Annotated in this window: 20 protein-coding genes; 18 read left to right on the top strand and 2 right to left on the bottom strand. The window is 30.3% G+C overall.

Translation table 11 applies throughout. From position 1 onward, the window contains the following. Window positions 1-138: 138 nt before the first annotated feature. The 16 genes from aroC to CD034_RS05225 all read left to right on the top strand — a co-directional run bounded on the left by aroC (window position 139) and on the right by CD034_RS05225 (window position 16,631). Window positions 139-1,305: a chorismate synthase gene (gene aroC / locus CD034_RS05300; protein WP_002449816.1), complete on the top strand. Its 1,167-nt coding sequence runs from the start codon at window positions 139-141 to the stop codon at window positions 1,303-1,305. 35 nt (window positions 1,306-1,340) lie between these two features. Further along, a complete protein-coding gene (gene aroB, locus CD034_RS05295; protein ID WP_002449806.1) occupies window positions 1,341-2,405 on the top strand; it encodes a 3-dehydroquinate synthase in 1,065 nt (354 codons plus the stop codon). Window positions 2,406-2,415: 10 nt separating this feature from the next. Next, window positions 2,416-3,714 (top strand): 3-phosphoshikimate 1-carboxyvinyltransferase, encoded by a 1,299-nt coding sequence (gene aroA / locus CD034_RS05290; RefSeq protein WP_002449768.1) that lies wholly within the window; start codon window positions 2,416-2,418, stop codon window positions 3,712-3,714. Window positions 3,715-3,720: 6 nt separating this feature from the next. Beyond that, window positions 3,721-4,965 (top strand): tetratricopeptide repeat protein, encoded by a 1,245-nt coding sequence (locus CD034_RS05285; RefSeq protein WP_002449879.1) that lies wholly within the window; start codon window positions 3,721-3,723, stop codon window positions 4,963-4,965. A 14-nt stretch (window positions 4,966-4,979) separates the two neighbouring features. Beyond that, a complete protein-coding gene (locus CD034_RS05280; protein WP_002449704.1) occupies window positions 4,980-5,519 on the top strand; it encodes a YpiB family protein in 540 nt (179 codons plus the stop codon). A 25-nt stretch (window positions 5,520-5,544) separates the two neighbouring features. Continuing rightward, window positions 5,545-6,162: a DUF1405 domain-containing protein gene (locus CD034_RS05275; RefSeq protein ID WP_002449828.1), complete on the top strand. Its 618-nt coding sequence runs from the start codon at window positions 5,545-5,547 to the stop codon at window positions 6,160-6,162. A gap of 27 nt (window positions 6,163-6,189) precedes the next feature. Then, complete coding sequence (locus tag CD034_RS05270) at window positions 6,190-6,888, top strand: zinc metallopeptidase (RefSeq protein ID WP_002449792.1); 699 nt, start codon at window positions 6,190-6,192, stop codon at window positions 6,886-6,888. A 201-nt stretch (window positions 6,889-7,089) separates the two neighbouring features. Next, complete coding sequence (locus CD034_RS05265; protein WP_002449913.1) at window positions 7,090-7,407, top strand: nucleotide pyrophosphohydrolase; 318 nt, start codon at window positions 7,090-7,092, stop codon at window positions 7,405-7,407. Window positions 7,408-7,429: 22 nt separating this feature from the next. Beyond that, the gene (gene bshA / locus CD034_RS05260; protein ID WP_002449845.1) at window positions 7,430-8,548 is read left to right on the top strand and encodes an N-acetyl-alpha-D-glucosaminyl L-malate synthase BshA; all 1,119 of its coding nucleotides are present in this window, start codon (window positions 7,430-7,432) and stop codon (window positions 8,546-8,548) included. A gap of 14 nt (window positions 8,549-8,562) precedes the next feature. Then, the gene (locus CD034_RS05255) at window positions 8,563-9,765 is read left to right on the top strand and encodes a CCA tRNA nucleotidyltransferase (protein ID WP_002449841.1); all 1,203 of its coding nucleotides are present in this window, start codon (window positions 8,563-8,565) and stop codon (window positions 9,763-9,765) included. Beyond that, on the top strand, window positions 9,752-10,723 hold the full coding sequence (locus CD034_RS05250) for a biotin--[acetyl-CoA-carboxylase] ligase (RefSeq protein WP_002449737.1): 972 nt from the start codon (window positions 9,752-9,754) through the stop codon (window positions 10,721-10,723). Before CD034_RS05255 ends, CD034_RS05250 begins: the two co-directional genes overlap by 14 nt. Before the next feature lie 29 nt (window positions 10,724-10,752). Beyond that, a complete protein-coding gene (locus CD034_RS05245) occupies window positions 10,753-13,470 on the top strand; it encodes a helicase C-terminal domain-containing protein (protein ID WP_002488548.1) in 2,718 nt (905 codons plus the stop codon). A 96-nt stretch (window positions 13,471-13,566) separates the two neighbouring features. Beyond that, entirely contained in the window at window positions 13,567-14,859 is a 1,293-nt protein-coding gene (asnS, locus tag CD034_RS05240; protein WP_077699758.1) for an asparagine--tRNA ligase, read from the top strand. A 96-nt stretch (window positions 14,860-14,955) separates the two neighbouring features. Beyond that, window positions 14,956-15,642: a DnaD domain-containing protein gene (locus CD034_RS05235; RefSeq protein ID WP_002449719.1), complete on the top strand. Its 687-nt coding sequence runs from the start codon at window positions 14,956-14,958 to the stop codon at window positions 15,640-15,642. Beyond that, entirely contained in the window at window positions 15,632-16,303 is a 672-nt protein-coding gene (gene nth / locus CD034_RS05230; RefSeq protein WP_103288184.1) for an endonuclease III, read from the top strand. The genes CD034_RS05235 and nth overlap by 11 nt, the downstream gene beginning before the upstream one ends. Continuing rightward, on the top strand, window positions 16,296-16,631 hold the full coding sequence (locus CD034_RS05225; protein WP_002455327.1) for a YpoC family protein: 336 nt from the start codon (window positions 16,296-16,298) through the stop codon (window positions 16,629-16,631). Before nth ends, CD034_RS05225 begins: the two co-directional genes overlap by 8 nt. A gap of 93 nt (window positions 16,632-16,724) precedes the next feature. Here CD034_RS05225 and CD034_RS05220 read toward each other — a convergent pair whose 3' ends face one another. Beyond that, window positions 16,725-19,118 carry a transglycosylase domain-containing protein gene (locus CD034_RS05220; protein ID WP_002455328.1) on the bottom strand — a complete coding sequence of 798 codons (2,394 nt, stop codon included), beginning with the start codon at window positions 19,116-19,118 and terminating at the stop codon, window positions 16,725-16,727. After that, window positions 19,115-19,741 carry a Holliday junction resolvase RecU gene (recU, locus tag CD034_RS05215; protein ID WP_037554551.1) on the bottom strand — a complete coding sequence of 209 codons (627 nt, stop codon included), beginning with the start codon at window positions 19,739-19,741 and terminating at the stop codon, window positions 19,115-19,117. The genes CD034_RS05220 and recU overlap by 4 nt, the downstream gene beginning before the upstream one ends. 261 nt (window positions 19,742-20,002) lie before the next feature. Here recU and CD034_RS05210 point away from each other — a divergent pair, with 261 nt between their 5' ends. Together CD034_RS05210 and CD034_RS05205 are read left to right on the top strand one after the other, a co-directional pair. After that, complete coding sequence (locus tag CD034_RS05210; RefSeq protein ID WP_002449784.1) at window positions 20,003-20,356, top strand: DUF1798 family protein; 354 nt, start codon at window positions 20,003-20,005, stop codon at window positions 20,354-20,356. Further along, on the top strand, window positions 20,353-20,916 hold the full coding sequence (locus CD034_RS05205; protein WP_002449755.1) for an SLOG family protein: 564 nt from the start codon (window positions 20,353-20,355) through the stop codon (window positions 20,914-20,916). The genes CD034_RS05210 and CD034_RS05205 overlap by 4 nt, the downstream gene beginning before the upstream one ends. Window positions 20,917-20,925 lie beyond the last annotated feature (9 nt).

The following is a 20,925-nucleotide window of genomic DNA, read 5'->3' as shown; positions in this document are numbered from 1 at the left end:
GGTACTTTTTTATATAAAATTATTTGAATTTTCAAACACCAATTATTCTACACTAGTTATGTAATTTCATTGAATATGATATGATAACAAATAATACATAATACTATTTAAAGTGGTAAAGGAAAGGAGCTATTAATCATGAGATATTTAACTTCAGGAGAATCACATGGTCCACAACTAACCGTGATTATTGAAGGTGTTCCAGCTAACTTAGAAATGAGAGCTGAGGAAATAAATAAAGAAATGTTTAAGCGTCAAGGTGGATACGGTAGAGGACGTCGAATGCAAATTGAAAAAGATGCGGTAGAAATTGTTTCTGGTGTAAGAAATGGCTTTACTTTAGGTAGTCCAATTACAATTGTAGTTAAAAATGATGATTTTACTCATTGGAGAAATATTATGGGTATTGAACCAATTAGTGACGAGGCACGTGAAAATATGAAACGTACAATTACAAAGCCAAGACCTGGTCATGCAGACTTAATTGGCGGAATGAAATATAATCATCGTGATTTGAGAAATGTACTTGAACGTTCTTCTGCAAGAGAAACAGCTGCACGTGTAGCTGTAGGAGCAGTGTCCAAAATTTTACTTTCTCAACTAGACATTCATATGTATAGTCGTGTTGTAGAAATTGGTGGAATTAAAGATGTAGGGTTATACGATACAGAAACATTTAAACAAAATATCGATAAAAATGATGTACGTGTGATTGATGAATCGATTGCTCAAAAAATGAGAGATAAAATCGATGAAGCTAAAAAGGAAGGCGACTCTATAGGTGGCGTAGTTCAAGTTATGGTTGAAAATATGCCAGTTGCAGTAGGTAGCTACGTGCATTATGATCGTAAACTCGATGGACGCATTGCACAAGGTGTTGTAAGTATTAATGCCTTCAAAGGTGTCAGCTTTGGCGAAGGGTTTAAAGCTGCTGAAAAACCTGGAAGCGAAATTCAAGATGAAATTTTATATCATTCTGAAAGAGGTTATTATAGAGGATCTAATCATTTAGGTGGCTTTGAAGGTGGAATGACTAATGGTATGCCTATCATTGTAAATGGCGTTATGAAACCTATTCCAACTTTATATAAACCTTTAAATTCAGTAGATATTAATACTAAAGAAGATTTTAAAGCAACTATAGAACGTTCAGATAGTTGTGCAGTTCCAGCAGCAAGCGTTGTTTGCGAACATGTCGTTGCATTTGAAGTTGCTAAAGCTCTTTTAGAAGAGTTCCAATCTAATCATATCGATCAACTTAAAGAACAAATTGAAGAACGTAGAAAGTTAAATATAGAATTTTAAACATCTTTAATTAACCTTTAGAAATGAGGTATATCATGCAATTACAAACCACATATCACAGTGATAATTATCCAATTATTGTAGAACATCATGCATTTAAATATTTATCCGATTATATTCAAGATTACGATAAAGTATTCTTAATTATAGATGAATTTGTTGATTTTAATTTTAGAGATAAATTTGAAATATTATGTCACAATTCAAACATTCAAAAAGTTATCGTTCCTGCCGGTGAAAAAATGAAAACGTTTAATCATTATCAATCTATCATGGAACAACTACTAGGAATGAACCTTACTCGTAATACATGTTTAGTGGCTATAGGTGGTGGGGCCACAGGAGATTTTACAGGATTCTTAGCTTCTACATTATTAAGAGGTGTTGATTTTATACAAGTACCTACAACGATATTAGCGCATGACTCAAGTGTAGGAGGCAAAGTTGGAATAAATTCTTCCCATGGTAAAAATCTTATAGGCGCATTTTATAGACCTAAAGCAGTCATATATGATTTAAATTTTTTAAAAACTTTACCTTATCATGAAATTTTAAGTGGATACGCTGAGGTATATAAGCATGCTTTATTGACTGGCGCAGTTGCTACAGAAGATATTGAAAAACACTTTTCAGATAGGAAAACACTTGAATCACTTAAAGATATGGATCAATTTATTTTTAAGGGCATAAAAACAAAACTAAACATTATTATAAAAGATGAAAAAGAAAGTAATGTTAGAAAATATTTAAATTTAGGTCATACCTTTGGACATGCAGTAGAATATAAGTATAAAATACCTCATGGTCATGCCATTATGATTGGGATGATTTATCAGTTTATTGTGGCAAATCATCTTCTTGGCACACAATTTGATATTCAACATTATATTAATTATATGAATCAATTAAATTATCCGCTGGATTTAATTCAGCAGATTGATTTTGAAGAAATGTATCAATATATGTTATCAGATAAAAAAAATAATGGTGAAGGTATTCAAATGGTTCTACTCGAGAAATTAGGTAAACCTAATGTATATCATGTAGAAAAAAATATATTGAAGCAATCATTTAAACAACTACAATTATTAGTAGAGTAGGTGAAATACTGTGACAACAAGTCAAACAATAGATATTCATGGTCCATTAAAGGGTGAGATAGAAGTACCTGGAGATAAATCTATGACGCATAGAGCAATTATGCTATCGTCACTCGCTAAAGGTAAATCAATTATTGAACAACCGCTTCTAGGTGAAGATTGTTTACGTACAATTGAAATTTTTAAACTCTTAGGTGTTGAGATTGAAATTGAAGAACATCGTCTTATTGTTAATTCTCCAGGATATCAACATTTCAATATACCACATCAAACGTTATATACTGGAAATTCTGGTACAACAACGCGCTTACTTGCTGGTCTTTTAAGTGGATTGGGCATAGAGTGTGTCTTATCTGGAGATACATCGATAGGAAAACGACCTATGGATCGTATTTTAAAACCTTTAAAATTAATGAATGCAAATATTAATGGTATTGAAAATAACTATACACCACTTATTATTAAGCCTTCAGCCATTAATGGTATCAATTATCAAATGGAAGTCGCAAGTGCTCAAGTTAAAAGTGCAATTTTGTTTGCAAGTCTATTTTCAAAAGAAGCATCACAAATTACAGAATTAGACATAAGTAGAAATCATACTGAAACGATGTTTAAACATTATCAAATTCCAATACAAGTAAATCAAAAAGTGATTACAACATCTCCTTATGCTATAAGCAATATTCAACCTAAAAACTTTGTAGTACCAGGAGATATTTCTTCAGCTGCTTTCTTTATTGTAGCTGCTTTGATTTCTCCAGGAAGTGATATTACAATTCATAATGTTGGCATCAATCCTACACGTTCAGGTATTATAGATATCGTTGAACAAATGAATGGTAACATTGAATTATTTAATGTTACAGAGTCTTCAGAACCAACTGCGTCGATTAGAGTTCAGTATACGAACAACTTGAAACCAATCACAATTGAAGGAGATTTAATTCCTAAAGCAATTGATGAATTGCCAATTATTGCTTTGTTATGCACTCAAGCTTCTGGTACAAGTATGATTAAGGACGCAGAGGAATTAAAGGTAAAAGAAACTAATCGTATTGATACAACTGCAGATATGCTTAATTTACTAGGTTTTAAATTACAAGCTACAGAGGATGGATTAATTATTCATCCCTCTGAATTAACTAGAAATGCTATAGTAGATAGCTTAACTGACCACAGAATTGGCATGATGCTTGCAGTCGCCTCTATTTTAAGTGATTCGCCATTAACGATACGTCAGTTTGATGCAGTAAATGTATCATTCCCTGGTTTCTTGCCGAAATTAAAGCTTTTAGAAAATGAGGGATAAAATATTATGGAAGATATCTATAAATTAATAGACGATATCAATCTTCAAAAATTAGATCATTTAGATACACGTGTAAATGAAGCATTAACATCCAATAATGATGATGCTTTATTTATTTTAGGAGAAACATTATATAACTTTGGATTAACACCTCAAGGTCTTGAAGTGTTTAGAACGTTATATCATAAGTATCCAGATGAAAGTGAACTATTAATTTATTTTATCGAAGGCCTTATGTCTGAAAATCAAACAGACGAAGCATTAGAATATTTAAATCAAGTTGAATTATCACCTGAAAAGTTAATGTTAGAAGCCGACTTATATCAACAAATCAATATGACTGAAGTTGCTATTGATAAGTTAACTGAAGCGCGTGAATTAGAACCTAATGACCCAATTATTCATTTTGCTTTAGCAGAATTACTTTATTTTGATGGACAATACCTTCGTGCTACACGAGAATATGAAGTTGTTTTAGATACAGGCGAATATGAAATAAATGGAATTAATTTATTTTCAAGAATGGCTGATTGTGCGTTACAAAGTGGAAATTATAGTGATGCTATACAGTTATTTGATGAGATTAGTGAAGATGAAATGATCTCTGATGACTTTTTCAAAAAAGCCATCGCATATGAAAAAAATGATCTAACTCAAGAAGCTATAAAAATTATGACTACACTTCTTTCTAAAGACCCAGACTTTATTCAAGGTTACTTTTATTTACAATCTTTATATGAAAATGAAAAAAATTATCCAGATGCGATTGAAACAGGTAAAGAAGGGTTACGTCTTAATCAATTTTATAAAGAACTCATGGTTTCTACCGGTAGTTTAGAAATTGAACATGGAGATGCGAATGAGGGGGTAGAACTTCTTAAAAAAGCACTTGAAGTAGATAATGGTTACCATAAACCTTTACTTATCTTAAGTGATTTATTCCGTCAAAAAGAAGACTATGAAGCCATCATTTCACTTCTATCTTATGTAGATGAAGAAGATCTTGACCCTGTCTTTATGTGGCATTTAGCACATGCATATGGGGAAGAAGAAAGAGATACTGAAGCCCAACATTTCTATGAATTGGCTTATCCAACATTAAAATCTCAGAGTCTATTCTTAAGCGATTATTATTTCTATTTAATTGAAATTGGCCAAAAAGATAAAGCTAAAGTATTACTTAACGAATTATTAATTATCGATCCAACTAATGAAACTTGGAATGAAGAATTGAGCAGATTGAATGACTAGAGTGGGTGTTAAAATTGAATGACACATTAGTTAAAATGAAACAAAGCTATATTGAATATGCTTTGTTTCATTATCATTTTAAGTCCAGAATTAGTGTGTGGCTATTAAATTATTTAAAAGCCTCACCGCCAAAATTAAATTGTAGTCATTTTGTAAATAAGAAAATTAAAAGTCATATAACCCTTGAAATTGGCCTAAAACACTCCAATTTCTCTGCGATTAAATTAACAAAAGACGATCAAACATTAATTAATACAAATGAAATATTCAATTATATAGCTTCTAAAGATATTTGTATTGATATATTCATTCACTTTGAATACAACGATAAGCAAGATGGGCGATTAAATGAGCTTATAATTCAACAATTAATATATTCTGATCAATATCTTGCATATCTTAATAATATATATCACTTAAGTCTTGATCTAAATAAAAAGTATTCACTAATCGAACAATTAGAACATCATATCGATGTAAGTTTACAAATGAAAGATCAACAACGTTTTTATCAATTATCACAAATTTTGAGTGTATTAACTCATCACTCATAGATCAAAATTAAAGGAATTATAACTTATGCCTACTTTAAGACAACTATGGGAATTATCATTATATCAACGTTCCATACTCGTAATATTGCTTATATGTAATGTTTTAGGCACCATTTATGGTTTTATATGGTATGGTGATCAATTACTTAAGACACAATGGCATTATCTAATTTTTGTACCAGATAGTCCTATTGCATCGCTATTGTTATGTATATCAATTTGTTTAATTATTTTAAATAAACAAAATAGTATTATTGAAGGACTAGCATTTGTAACATTATTTAAATATGGTTTATGGGCTGTCATTATGAATTTGATAATGATGGTTAATAATAACGATATAACTATTATGAATGTACTTTTAATTATTAGTCATGGAATTATGGTACTTGAAAGTATCTATTTTTATCCACGATTCAAAATTTCTATACTCAGTTTGTTTATTTCTATGATATGGATATTTAACAATGATTATGTAGATTATATATTAAAGAAATATCCTTATTATGATTTTATACAGCAACACGTTCATTTAGTTGCTTTTATCGCGCTATGGCTAAGTATTATGTCACTTATCCTTTATTATAGTTTTAATAAATTAATAAAGGTTAAATTATTTGATAAAAAATTCGATAGTCAGTAGAATATGATTAAAGGAGAGTGAAATTGATTGTCTATAGTGTCTTATATTATATATATCGTCATTATTATGCTCATTCCAATGTGGGCTCAACACAAAGTAAAATCAAATTATGAAAAATATTCACAGGTAAGATCAACAAGTGGTAAGACGGGTCGTGAAGTAGCAGAAGAAATTCTTCATGCTAATGGAATTTACGATGTAGATGTAGTTAAGGGCGAAGGCTTTTTAACAGACCACTATGATCCAAATAAGAAAGTAGTTTGTTTATCTCCTGCAAACTTTGATCGTCCTTCAGTAGCTGGTACAGCTATTGCGGCACACGAAGTTGGACACGCTATTCAACACCAACAAGGTTATGCGTTTTTACGTTTTAGAACTGCTTTAGTACCTTTAGCAAATATTGGTAGTTCATTAAGCTATATCATTATTATGGCTGGTATCTTTTTAACAGCATTAGGTAGTGCTTTTGGCTCAACTGCATTATGGATTGGTGCTGGGTTAATGTCATTAGCAGTTTTATTCTCAATCGTGACATTACCAGTTGAATTTGATGCAAGCTCAAGAGCGATGAAACAAATTACTGCACTTAATATTGTGAATGAAAAAGAATATAAACATGCGAGAAAGGTATTATCAGCAGCAGCTATGACTTATGTAGCAGCAACAGCTACAGCTGTAGCCGAACTTGTTAGAATTATTTTACTGGCACGTGCAAGTGATAACTAAACTACCTTTATAAACTAACTTAATCTTAAATCTTGTGTAACAACATTTAAGATTTTCAAGGAGTTATATCGAGCGAAATATGAATTCAAAAATGAATTCTGTTTCGCTCTTTTTTTATATCTCATAGAATAGAATTGATAAAATGCATTAACAACTAATTTGAGATATACTTAGAAAGAAACGGAAAAAAGGAGAATGATGATGAAATCTTTAAATCAAATGCAAAAAGAAGTAGATGACTATATTAGTCAATTTAAAGCGGGTTATTTTTCTCCATTAGCTAATTTAGCCCGTCTAACAGAAGAAGTGGGCGAACTTGCAAGAGAAATCAATCATTATTACGGTGAAAAGCAAAAGAAACCAACGGAAGAAGAAAACTCTGTTAAAGCTGAATTAGGAGATAATTTATTTGTTTTACTTTGCATTGCTAATTCACTTGGTATTGATATGACAGAAAGTTTTAATGATACAATGGATAAATTTAATACTAGAGATAAAAATCGATTTGAACGTAAATAATGGATAGAAAGGGGGTTATTTTATGAAAATAGGTATTACATGTTATCCGTCAATGGGTGGCTCAGGTATCATAGCAACTGAATTAGGTATAAAAATGGCAGAAAGGGGACATGAAGTTCACTTTATTACGTCAAATATTCCTTTTAGAATTCGTAAGCCTTTGCCTAATATTACTATCCATCAAGTCGAAGTAAATCAATATGCAGTATTTCAATATCCACCATATGATATTACATTGAGCACAAAAATATCTGAAGTTATTAAAGAATATGATTTAGATATCTTGCATATGCATTATGCTGTACCACACGCTGTATGTGGTATTTTAGCACGTCAAATGTCTGGAAAAGATATAAAAATTATGACAACATTACATGGTACTGATATCACAGTGTTAGGCTATGATCATTCACTTAAAGGCGCTATTAAATTTGGCATTGAACAAAGTGACCTCGTGACTAGTGTCAGTCATTCATTAGCTAAACAAACACAGTCAATTATTGAAACAGATAAAGAGATTATTCCTATTTATAATTTTGTTCGAGAAAAAGAATTTCCTACACAACATGAAAATCAATATAAAGAGCTTTACGATATAAAGCCTGAGGAAAAAGTTCTTATACATGTATCAAACTTTAGAAAAGTCAAACGTATTGACACTATTTTAGAAACTTTCGCTAAAGTTCATAAACATATACCAAGCAAGTTGATCTTATTAGGTGATGGTCCAGAACTTTTAGATATGCGTAAAATAGCAAGGTCATTACATATCGAAGATGATGTATTATTTTTAGGTAAACAAGATCAAGTTAGTAAATTCTATCAAATGGCTGATTTAGTTTTGCTGTTAAGTGAAAAAGAAAGTTTTGGCCTTACACTATTAGAGGCAATGACTACAGGAGTCGTACCTATAGGTTCAAATGCTGGTGGTATCAAAGAAGTCATCAAACATGGTGAAACAGGTTATATTGTAGATGTAGGAGATAGTGAACAAGCAAGTCATTATGCACTAAAATTATTAACAGATGAGCAACTTTATCAAAAATTACAAAGTAATATGCTTAAAGATATTAAACAACGATTTAGTTCTGAACTTATCGTCGATCAATATGAATATTACTATAAAAAAATGTTGAATTAAAAAAGAGGATTAATATGGGTAATGAATTATTTGAAACAGCTTTGCCAATTCTAAATCAAATAGAAAAACATCATTTCGAAGCTTATTTTGTAGGCGGGGCAGTCAGAGATTACATTATGCATCGTACAATTCATGATATTGATATCACTACAAGTGCGATGCCAGACGAAATTGAAGATATATTTGAACACACTATTCCAATTGGAAAAGAGCATGGCACAATCAATGTTGTTTTCAACAATGAAAATTACGAAGTGACAACATTTAGATCAGAAGGTGATTATTTAGATCACCGTCGTCCAAGTGAAGTTAATTTTGTGAGAAATCTCTATGAAGATGTACAACGTAGAGATTTCACTATCAATGCTATTGCTATGGATAAAAATTATAAAATATTTGATTACTTTGGTGGTCAAAAGGATATACAATCAAAATTGATACGTACGGTAGGGAATCCAAGTGAACGATTTAAAGAAGATGCATTAAGAATTATTCGTGGCCTTAGATTTCAGTCACAACTTACATTTGATATTCATACTGAAACCTTTGAAGCAATGCAATTAACTTGTTCGGACGTTAAATATTTATCAATCGAGCGAATTGTTGTAGAATTTAAAAAATTAATCTTAGGAAGTAATGTTAAACAGAGTTATCATAATTTATTATCTTTAAAAATTTTTAATTATATTCCATTTTTTAATGAATTAGATATGACATGTGTTTACATCAATGAACCTCTTGAATTTGAACAATGGTTAGCCATCTTACTTATAAAAAATAATAATCTTCCTTCTTTAAAGCAATTAAAAATTAGTAATAAAGAAAAATCAGATATACATACATATATTGCTATCATTGAAACATTACCTCAAATTACTACTAAAGATGCTTTGAAATTATTTGTTTATGATTATAGTGACTATTATATCTTAAAGGTTTTAAATATTTATTCTGTACTTCAAAATAATCAAATTCCTACCGCTTCAGAACTTATTATCAATTCTCTTTCTATTAAACAAGTCGTTCAACACCTTCAATTACATGAACGTAAAGAAATGGATGTGAATGGAAAAGATTTACTTGCACATTTTAATAAAAATGGTGGCCCTTGGTTAAAAAATGTATTGAGAGAAATAGAATGTGCGATAGTTACTGATAAAATCAAAAATAACAAAGAAGAAATTTTGAAATGGGTGAATGAAAATGTCAAAATATAGTCAAGATGTCGTTAAAATGTTATATGAGCATCAATCAGAATATATTTCTGGTCAATACATTGCAAATCAGCTTAATATATCGAGAGCTGCTGTGAAAAAAGTAATTGATCAATTAAAAGCAGATGGATGTGATATTGACTCAATTAATCATAAAGGACATAAGCTTAATGCATCGCCAAATCGTTGGTATAGAGGCATTATCAATAAAGTACTAGAGTCTAATCATTTAGTATCCAAAATTGAAGTATATGATAGTGTTGAATCTACTCAAACTATTGCTAAACAAGGTCTTGTTGATAATCAGCATACCATGTTAATTTTAAGTGATGAACAAACAAAAGGTCGTGGTCGTTTCAATCGTAATTGGTCTTCTTCAAAAGGAAAAGGGTTATGGATGTCTGTTGTTTTAAGACCTAATGTCTCATTTGCAATGATTCCAAAATTTAATCTTTTTATAGCTTTAGGAATTAGAGATGCTATCCAAGCATTTTCTAGAGACAAAGTAGAGATTAAATGGCCAAATGATATTTATATTAATGATAAAAAAGTATGTGGATTTTTAACAGAAATGGTAGCAAATGCTGATGCAGTTGAGGCCATAATATGTGGTATTGGTATTAATTTAAACCATCAAGAAGAAGATTTTTCTGATATGATACGTCATCGTGCTACAAGCATTCGCTTGCACCATTCAGAAGAAATCAATCGATATCAATTTTTGAAACGTTTAATTGAGGAAATTGAAAAGCGTTACCATCAATTTCTTAACTCTTCATTTGAAACGATTAGAGATGAATACATTCGTACATCTAATATTTGGCATCGTAAGTTAACATTTACTGAAAATGGAGAACAATTTATAGGTGAAGCTATTGATATTAATAATGACGGCTTTTTAATTGTCAAAGATGAAGATAATCAGACTAGACGACTTATAAGCGCAGATATAGATATATAAGCATACGGATAGAATTAGGAGAGATAGATATGGCATATACAAGTTTTGCGGTAGTAGATTTAGAAACAACCGGAAACCAACTTGAACATGATGAAATTATACAAATTGGTATTACATTTGTACGTGATAATAAAATATCAGGAACTTATCATTCAATGATTCGTACTGATTTGGAAATCCCACCATTTATCCAAGCTTTGACTTCTATCGAAGAAACTATGCTAGAACAAGCACCGTATTTTCATGAAATTGCTGATGATATATATGAACAACTCAAAGATTGTATATTTGTAGCCCACAATGTTGACTTTGATTTGAATTTCATTAAAAAAGCATTTGAAAAAAGTAATATTCATTTTAAACCTAAAAAGGTGCTTGATACCCTAGAATTATTTAAAATTGCATTTCCTACTGAAAAAAGTTACCAATTAAGTGAATTAGCAAATGCTCATAATATACCTCTGACAAATGCACATCGAGCAGATGAGGATGCAACAACAACGGCCTATTTAATGATTAAAGCTTTTAAAAAGTTTGAGTCATTACCTATAGATACCTTAAAACAATTATATTATTTAAGTAAGCATTTAAAATATGATTTATTTAACATTTTATTTGAAATGGTCAGAGAACATCATAATCATGATATAGATTATCAGTATGCTCAATTTGAACAGATTATCTATAAAAAACAACAAGACTTAAAAGTGCCACAAATTGAATTTAAAGGTTCATTAAAAGATTTATATCTAGAAGTTACAACAGCACTTGAACTTACTTATCGCCCACAACAACTCTATTTGTCAGAAATTATTTTAGAGCAGTTAATGCATAATGATAAGGCACTTATTGAAGCACCTTTAGGAAGTGGTAAATCATTAGCATACTTATTAGCTGCATTGATGTATAACATTGAAACAGGCAGACATGTAATGATTTCAACAAACACGAAATTACTTCAACATCAATTACTTCAAAAAGATATTCCTAGTATTAATCGCGCGCTAGATTTCAAAATTAATGCTGCACTTATTAAAAGTAAAACAGACTATATTTCACTAGGATTGATAAGTCAAATTTTAAAAGATGATACAGCTAACTATGAAGTGAATATTTTAAAAATGCAATTACTTATATGGATATTAGAAACAAATACTGGAGATATACAAGAGTTAAATTTAAAAGGTGGTCAGAAAATGTATTTTGACCAAAAATTAGAAACTTATGTTCCAGTAAGACACGATATTCATTACTATAATTATATAAAGCGTAATGCTCAAAATATTCAAATTGGTATTACTAATCATGCGCATCTTATTCATTCAGATCAAGAGAATTCAATCTATCAGTTATTTGATGATTGTATCATTGATGAAGCACATCGTTTACCTGATTATGCTCTTAATCAAGTGACCAATGAATTAAACTATTCTGATATCAAATATCAGTTAGGTTTAATAGGGAAAAATGAAAATGAAAAGCTTCTGAAATTAGTAGATCATTTAGAGCAACAACGTATTTTGGAACGATTAGATATTCCACCTATTGACGTGTTTGGTTTAAAATCTAATATTTCTGATTTACACGAACTAAATGAAACCCTATTTAATCATATTTTCGATATTGTTCAACACTCAGATGTACATGATGATGATGTACATCGATATCATTATGTATTCGACTTTGATTCTACACGTATTCTAAAAGATTTACATACAATTGTAGACAAAATCAATAAAACTTTAGAATTTTTTAATGGTATTAACCATAAAACAATCAAATCTATACGTAAGCAATTACTTTACATTAACGATAATTACAGACATATAGAACAAAGTTTAAAACAAAATCATACTGCCTTCATATCTATCAAAAATTTGAATCAAAAATCGACCATACGTCTAATTGTAAAAGATTATGAAGTACGGGATATTTTAACAAAGCAAGTGCTCGAGAAATTTAAATCATTAACATTTATTTCAGGCACACTTACATTTAACCATTCGTTTGAGGCATTTAAAAACTGGTTTAAAGAAGATGTAGAATTTAATACTTATGAAGTACAGTCATCACTTCAAAATCATAAATCAACAAATATTTATATTCCAAGTGATGTTGTTTCTTATGATTTTAAAAATACAGAGGATTATGTAGCGTCTATTGTAGACTATATTCAAGAGTACGTAACTATAACACAATCTAAATGTCTCGTACTTTTCACCAGTTATCGAATGATGCATATGGTACAAGAGCTATTAAATGAATTACCAATATTTGACGATTATGTTATTTTGACCCAACAACAAAATCAAAACTATAAAATCGTTCAACAATTTAATCACTTTGATAAAGCTATTTTGTTAGGTACATCAACATTTTTTGAAGGATTTGACTATCAATCTAATGGTATTAAATGTGTGATGATTGCTAAATTACCATTCATGAATAAATATAATACAAAGCATTGGCTAATGGATTCAGAATTTGAATCTACATTTAAAGATTATGTCTTACCTGATGCTGTAACGCGTTTTAGACAAGGTCTAGGTAGATTGATTCGTAACGAAGACGATAAGGGACTCATTGTTTCCTTTGATGATCGTTTAACAAATAGTAACTATAAGCATTTTTTTGAACAATCGTTAGAATCTTATTCTCAAAAAAAAGGGGATATTCAACAATTTAATAAATTACTTTACCGCATGCAGGCAAGTAAACTGAAAAATAGAAAAAATAGTTTATTTTAAATAATGAGAACACTATTCAGGTGCTAGAAGTTCACTTTCTATTTTGATAAAATAAATAAGTATTGTATAAAAAGAAAATAAAGTAGGAGTTTGATTATGAAAACAACAATTAAACAAGCAAAACAATACATTAATCAAGAAGTCACAATTGGCGCTTGGTTAACAAATAAACGTTCAAGCGGTAAAATTGCATTTTTACAATTACGTGATGGTAGTGGATTTATGCAAGGCGTTGTCGTTAAATCAGAAGTCGATGAAGAAACATTTAAACTTGCTAAAGACATTACACAAGAATCATCACTATATGTCATAGGTACGATTACAGAAGATAATCGTTCTGATTTAGGCTATGAAATGCAAGTAAAATCAATTGATGTCATTCATGAAGCTCACGATTATCCAATCACACCTAAAAACCATGGTACAGAATTCTTAATGGATCATCGTCACTTATGGTTAAGATCTAAAAAGCAACATGCAGTAATGAAAATTAGAAATGAAATCATTAGAGCAACATATGAATTTTTTAATGAAAATGGCTTTACTAAAATTGATCCGCCTATCTTAACTGCAAGTGCACCAGAAGGTACTAGTGAATTATTCCATACTAAATACTTTGATCAAGATGCATTTTTATCTCAAAGTGGTCAATTATATATGGAAGCTGCAGCTATGGCACATGGACGTGTCTTCTCATTTGGACCAACATTTAGAGCTGAAAAATCTAAAACAAGACGTCATTTAATTGAGTTCTGGATGATTGAACCTGAAATGGCATTCACAAATCACGAAGAAAGTTTACAAGTTCAAGAACAATATGTATCTCATATCGTAAAATCTGTATTAGAACATTGTAAATTAGAATTAAAAGCGCTAGATAGAGATACGAGTAAATTAGAAAAAGTATCTGCGCCATTCCCACGCATCTCTTATGATGATGCTATCAAGTTCTTAAAAGAAGAAGGATTTGATGACATTGAATGGGGTGAAGACTTTGGTGCGCCACATGAAACAGCTATAGCCAATCATTATGATTTACCAGTATTTATTACAAATTATCCAACTAAAATTAAACCATTCTATATGCAGCCAAACCCTAACAACGAAGACACAGTTTTATGTGCAGATTTAATTGCACCAGAAGGTTATGGTGAAATTATTGGTGGTTCTGAACGTATTAATGATTTAGAATTATTAGAACAACGTATCGATGAACATCAACTTGATACAGAAAGTTATAACTACTATTTAGACTTACGTCGTTATGGTAGTGTGCCACACAGTGGTTTTGGTTTAGGTTTAGAACGCACAGTTGCATGGATTTCAGGCGTTGAACACGTGAGAGAAACATCACCATTCCCACGTTTATTAAATCGTTTATATCCATAAAATATCACGTTTTATAAATCATACATGGGGAGTGAGACTAAATGATGTTATTCATGTCTCACTCCCACTTTTTAAAATAAGAAAGAGAGGGGTATCATGGACACACATCAACTTAAAACTCGTCCTGTTGTAGTTAGAAGGGAACTTTTCGATCATTACAATGAATTAGGTTTAAATGAAAAAGATTTAGTCATTTTGATTAAGTTGATTTATGCCGCTGAAGTTTCTAATAAACAACCCTCAATAGAATTTTTGCAAAAAGGTTCAAATATGGAGCCGAGAGAAATAACATCAATTATTCAAAATTTAATTCAGCGTGATTTACTTGCACTACATGTAAGTAAAGATGAGGAAGGAAAATTTACTGAATATATGAATTTAAATCGTTTTTACGAAAAGTTAAGTGATATTTTAACTCAAGAAAAAAATGAAACTACACATCATCAAACGCAACAAAACTTTAAGGAATTATTTCAATATATTGAACAGTTGTTTTCGAGACCATTATCACCATATGAAATCGAAACGCTCAACCAATGGATTGATGTAGACCAACATGATTACACTTTAATACGTGCTGCATTAGATGAAGCATATAGTCATGATAAATTAAGTTTTAAATATGTTGATCGTATCTTATTAAATTGGAAGAAAAACAATGTAACAACTTTAGAAGAATCTAACAAAGTGAGAGAAAAATTCAATAAACCTAAATTAACTCATACTGTAAAACATATACCTAAATTTGACTGGTTAAATGGAGAGAATCTAGATGGTAAGTAAGAAAAAAGCATTAGAAATGATTGACGTTATTGCAGATATGTTTCCTGATGCAGAATGTGAATTAAAACATGATAATCCCTTTGAATTAACAATAGCTGTATTATTATCTGCGCAATGTACAGATAATTTAGTTAATAAAGTGACACGTTCACTTTTTAAAAAATATAAAACTCCTGAAGATTATTTAAAAGTAGATATAGAAGAATTGCAGAATGATATAAAATCAATAGGTTTATATCGTAATAAAGCAAAAAATATTAAAAAATTATGCCAATCTTTACTCGACCAGTACGGTGGACAAGTTCCTCATACACATAAAGATTTAGAAAGCTTATCTGGAGTCGGACGAAAAACAGCGAACGTTGTCATGAGTGTAGCTTTTGATGAGCCTTCTTTGGCAGTAGACACACACGTTGAACGTGTTTCAAAGCGTCTAGGTATTAATAAGTGGAAAGATAATGTTAAACAAGTAGAAGAACGTTTGTGTGATATTATTCCAAAAGAAAGATGGAGTAAAAGTCATCATCAACTTATCTTTTTTGGACGTTATCATTGTATTGCTCGAAAACCAAAATGTGATATTTGTCCATTACTTGAGGATTGTAGAGAAGGGCAAAAACGCATGAAAGCAATGAAAAAGGAAGTCGGAACAAATGATTAATAAATCACAATTTGAATCGCTAGAAAATGAACTTGATGTCTATGCTAAGAAAAGACAACTAAATTCTGATTTAGCAAAACAATATATCGATGATTATTTTGAACTACTTCTTTTGTTCTTTAAACAAATTAATGAAATAGAGTCTATTGATTTAAATCATTTAGACCAATATCCAGTTGTTCCTATGAATTTTTTAGAACGATATCAATATATGTTAAAAAGAAAATACCACTTTATGGGGTATAGTCAAATGAAAACATTAAAAAATGAGCTTATTAAAATGAACGCTTCATATCAAATTAGAAGAAAAAATCAAAATAATAATTAATATGAAAGATAGTCTAGAGCAAAGTTGTTCTAGACTTTTTTTAATTAAAAAAACGACATAGCCTTATAAAAGACTATGTCGTTTTTAAAGCTATTACGACGCTTTTCTAAAATTAAAAATCGTGTTTGCTTTAAATATGTTAGATAAACTACTATTGTTATTTGTATTATCATTATTATTATTTTGTTGAGTTGATGTGGTACTATTGTTAGCACTGTTGTTCGTAGTTGAATTATTTGCTGAGTTATCAGTTGTATTACCAGTATTCGTTGTAGTATTACCGTTCGTTGTTGATGTAGTATTTGAGTTGTTATCACTGGTAGAAGTAGAATTGCTTGAACTACTTTCTGTACTACTAGAATTACTTGAATCATTTGATGAGCTACTATCTGAACTACTAGTAGACTTGTTATCATATTTACTTCCTGATGTTGTATTATTATCTGGATGATCTTTAACAGATAGTGTACTTGCACTTGAACCAGTAACTGAATCAGGTTTTTTGAAGTCACCATCATTACTTGAAGTAATATCTGACATCACATCTTTATATAGATATTGTGCATATTCTTGTTCAGAATGTCCTAAGAATGAATCTTCACCGCCTGGTTTAATTTGGCTGAAGCCCATCCAAATTGACATTGTATATTTAGGTGTGAAACCATTCATCCAAATATCTTTAGCTGCATTGTCAGGTAAGTTATATTGATTATTAACTTCTGTGCCATAAGTACTTGTACCTGTTTTAGCACCCATATTAACGCCAGCAACACCATGACCGTAAGCAGAACCATATGGTTTAAATGTACCAGTTAACATTTCTGCAAGCATGTAAGCAGTATAATCTTCCATCGCTTTATGACTTGTATGATCAAATTCGATAGTTTCATCATCAGATGTTACAACTTTGCGAATTGAATGTGCATTATTGTAAGTACCACCATTAGCTATTGATGCGAATGCTGATGCTAATTGAGTAGGTGAGAATTCAGAAGCACCGCCACCTAAAATTTCAGATGGCCCTAAATCAATTTCATAATCTAAACCAACTTTAGACGCAAAATCTTTTGGAGCATCTTTACCTGCATTTGATGATACTTGTTGCCAAGCTTTTAAAGCAGGAATATTAAAACTTTGTCTTAATGCATCGTATGCAGATACTGTACCATGACCTTGCCCATCATAGTTACGGAATGTACCACCATCAATGGAATAACTTGATTCATCTTGCATTGCGTGGTTTGTAGCCCATTGCATATTTTCAATTGCTGGACCGTATGATAAGAATGGTTTCAGTGATGAACCAGTCAAGTGTGTATCTGTAGCAGCGTTACGATCAACGACATCTCTATAATTTCGTCCACCAGAAATGGCTACAATGCCTCCTGTTTTACTATCAAGAATGGTTGAACCTACTTGTTGATCATCATTTTTATAGTAATCACCATTATCAATGCGATCTTGAAGCGTTTTTTGAACGTTTTTATCCATATTTGTATAAATCTTAATACCACTTTGCATTAAATCACTATAGTTTTTATTTTTAAAGTGTTTATTGCCTATTAATTCAGCTTTAACAAAATTAACGTAAGAATCATACTCACTATTAGAATCATCATTAGATATTTGACGTTCTTTTGTTGTACGTTTTACTAAATTATCTTCTAATGAAGTAGCTTTAGCTTCTTTCCACTGTTTATCAGAGATTCTATGATGGTAGTGCATTAAGTATAAAACAGTTTCTTTACGATTTTCAGCTTCTTTCGGGTTATCATAAATGTTATACAGGTTAGGAACTTGTGGTAAACCAGCTAGATAGGCTTCTTCAGCTAAATTAAGTTCATTTAAATTTTTATTAAAGTAATATTTAGCTGCAGCCCTAACGCCATATACACCATCTGAGTAATAAATTTTATTTAAGTACATTTGGAAAATATCATCTTTACTGTACTCTTGCTCTAAACGATAAGATAGATAAGCTTCTTGCGCTTTACGTCCAATAGATTTCTTTTCTGAAAGGAACGAACGCTTAACCACTTGTTGTGTTAAAGTAGACGCCCCTTGGGAACCAAAACCACCAGTTAGGTTCTTACCAATAGCACCAAATAAACGTTTATAGTCTAAAGCACCATGTTCATAGAAGCGATTATCCTCAGTTGCTAACACGGCATTTTTCATATTTTTAGGAACATCTTTCAATTCAACATGTTCTCTACGTGCACCATTGTCTAATTTCTTAACCAAATCACCGTTTTTATCATAAATTTCAGCAGGCTTTGGATCTTGTAATTTAGACTCATTAAATGCTGGAGCTTTCCAAGCATAGTATGCAAATAGAAGTATACCGAGTAGAAGTAACACGATAAAGGCAATGAATAAAAAGCCTATAATCTTAATAATCGTTCTTTTTACATTCTTATTCTTTTTTGATTTGGATTTCCCATTTTTGCCTTTATTTGGTTGGGAAGATCCTTTATTTTCCGTCATACGCGGTCCTCACTTTCATCTAATATCAACTTATCAACAGCCTTGAGATAATTCAATCTAGGTTGATACTGATAAGGAATATAGTAACTATTTTTTTTGATTTCTTCAACTGTTATTGATTTTTTTATTTCCTTTTTATATCTTTCCCAAAAAGGTTCAAACTTCGAAAAAGGTAATAGATATACCTCATCAAGCACTTTAAATCTAATCAATAAAAAGACGAGTCCTTTTTGTAGAAAACAACTTTTCATATGTTCTACTTGATGATCATGGATATTATTTAAAGGGAAAGACGTTTTATTTTTGGTTTCTTTCGCTTCAAAATCAATATAATAGCCTCGATAAACGCCATTATAATCAGTTGTAGAAGGTGTACGAAAGTATGCTTCATTAATTACAGCTTTACTTCTTTTAGGATAATGAACATTTACAATTTGAATAGGAGTAGGTTTCTTATGTATAACAGCCACGCCATGCTTAAAATAATAATTGTTAGATTGCTCAATATCTTTTTCGAGAGTCATACCTCGTCCACCATATTTAATGTTACTAGAAGCCTCACTTTGATTACTTCCAACCTTAGTAGGATTTAGTTTGAATGGTTTTCCATTTGGATAATTTATCATACTCACCACACAAATTTAATATTACACTTTCAATGTCTAAGAGAATAATATTAAACTATAATATGATAATAATGAAATGAGCATAATATTTATATTATACTACACATAATTAAATATATTCATTAATTATCTATTCTATTTTAACGTGCTTTAACAGTGAAAACAATATGTTTAAAAATTTGTAATAATGTAAAATTTATATCTAAACAATACTCTATAATAATTGTAATAAATTGTAAGAATATAGGAGGCATCGTTATGTACACATTAATTAATGAACTACTTAAAGAATTACAGTACATGGCGTCAAGCTATAATGAAATAAAATTGACACAGTCAGAGAAGCAATTTCATCGAGATGTTGTTCCTTATGTAAAAAAAATTGATGGTTTAACTGAAGAATTATCTCATTATCATGATGAACTAATCCAATTTCCTTATATGAATAAAGAAAAATTAGAAATGTTAGTTAAACATATTAAGGAATTATCTGTAGAGTGTCACTACAATAAAACAAGTAAGAAGTTATTTAATGAAAAATTGAAGTCCGTTAATTATGATCTTACCAATTTGTTTAAATATATCAAAGATAAAGAGGAATCAATGCATTGAAAACAGTATATGTGACTGGATATAAATCATTTGAATTAAATATATTTAAAGATGATATGAAAGAAGTGGATTATCTTAAACAATTTATAGAACATAAATTATTACAGTATATTGACGAAGGGCTAGAATGGGTACTTATTCAAGGACAAATTGGTATTGAATTATGGGCAGCTGAAGTAGTATTAAAATTGCAAGACACACATCCTGAGTTAAAATTAGGTATTATCACACCATTTTATGGTCATACCTCCAAGTGGAATGAACACAATATAGCAAAGTATGAATCTATTGCTAGTAATGCACAATTTCTAGATAGTGTATTTCATTCTGAATATCAAGGACCTTTTCAATTTAAACAAACAGATCAATTCATATTAGATCATACAGATATGACGTTATTAATTTATGATGATGAACAAGAAGGAAGTCCAAAATATTTTAAGAGGATGTTAGTTGATTTTATGGAAAAAACGACTTATAATTGTGATATTGTGACATTTGATGAACTTACTGACTTTATTAACGATTTACAATGGCAACAAGACCAAAGTTTTGAATGAGGTGGAAAT

Source organism: Staphylococcus hominis subsp. hominis (assembly GCF_002901845.1).
GTDB lineage: Bacteria > Bacillota > Bacilli > Staphylococcales > Staphylococcaceae > Staphylococcus > Staphylococcus hominis.
The sequence above is the reverse complement of the archived record's forward strand: the minus strand, read 5'-3'. Positions and strand labels throughout refer to the sequence as shown.

Coding starts and splice junctions, on each gene's coding strand:
- aroC (WP_002449816.1), top strand. CDS start 139: ATGAGATATTTAACTTCAGGAGAATCACATGGTCCACAACTAACCGTG.
- aroB (WP_002449806.1), top strand. CDS start 1,341: ATGCAATTACAAACCACATATCACAGTGATAATTATCCAATTATTGTA.
- CD034_RS05285 (WP_002449879.1), top strand. CDS start 3,721: ATGGAAGATATCTATAAATTAATAGACGATATCAATCTTCAAAAATTA.
- CD034_RS05275 (WP_002449828.1), top strand. CDS start 5,545: ATGCCTACTTTAAGACAACTATGGGAATTATCATTATATCAACGTTCC.
- CD034_RS05265 (WP_002449913.1), top strand. CDS start 7,090: ATGAAATCTTTAAATCAAATGCAAAAAGAAGTAGATGACTATATTAGT.
- bshA (WP_002449845.1), top strand. CDS start 7,430: ATGAAAATAGGTATTACATGTTATCCGTCAATGGGTGGCTCAGGTATC.
- CD034_RS05255 (WP_002449841.1), top strand. CDS start 8,563: ATGGGTAATGAATTATTTGAAACAGCTTTGCCAATTCTAAATCAAATA.
- CD034_RS05250 (WP_002449737.1), top strand. CDS start 9,752: ATGTCAAAATATAGTCAAGATGTCGTTAAAATGTTATATGAGCATCAA.
- CD034_RS05245 (WP_002488548.1), top strand. CDS start 10,753: ATGGCATATACAAGTTTTGCGGTAGTAGATTTAGAAACAACCGGAAAC.
- asnS (WP_077699758.1), top strand. CDS start 13,567: ATGAAAACAACAATTAAACAAGCAAAACAATACATTAATCAAGAAGTC.
- CD034_RS05235 (WP_002449719.1), top strand. CDS start 14,956: ATGGACACACATCAACTTAAAACTCGTCCTGTTGTAGTTAGAAGGGAA.
- nth (WP_103288184.1), top strand. CDS start 15,632: ATGGTAAGTAAGAAAAAAGCATTAGAAATGATTGACGTTATTGCAGAT.
- CD034_RS05225 (WP_002455327.1), top strand. CDS start 16,296: ATGATTAATAAATCACAATTTGAATCGCTAGAAAATGAACTTGATGTC.
- CD034_RS05220 (WP_002455328.1), bottom strand. CDS start 19,118: ATGACGGAAAATAAAGGATCTTCCCAACCAAATAAAGGCAAAAATGGG.
- CD034_RS05210 (WP_002449784.1), top strand. CDS start 20,003: ATGTACACATTAATTAATGAACTACTTAAAGAATTACAGTACATGGCG.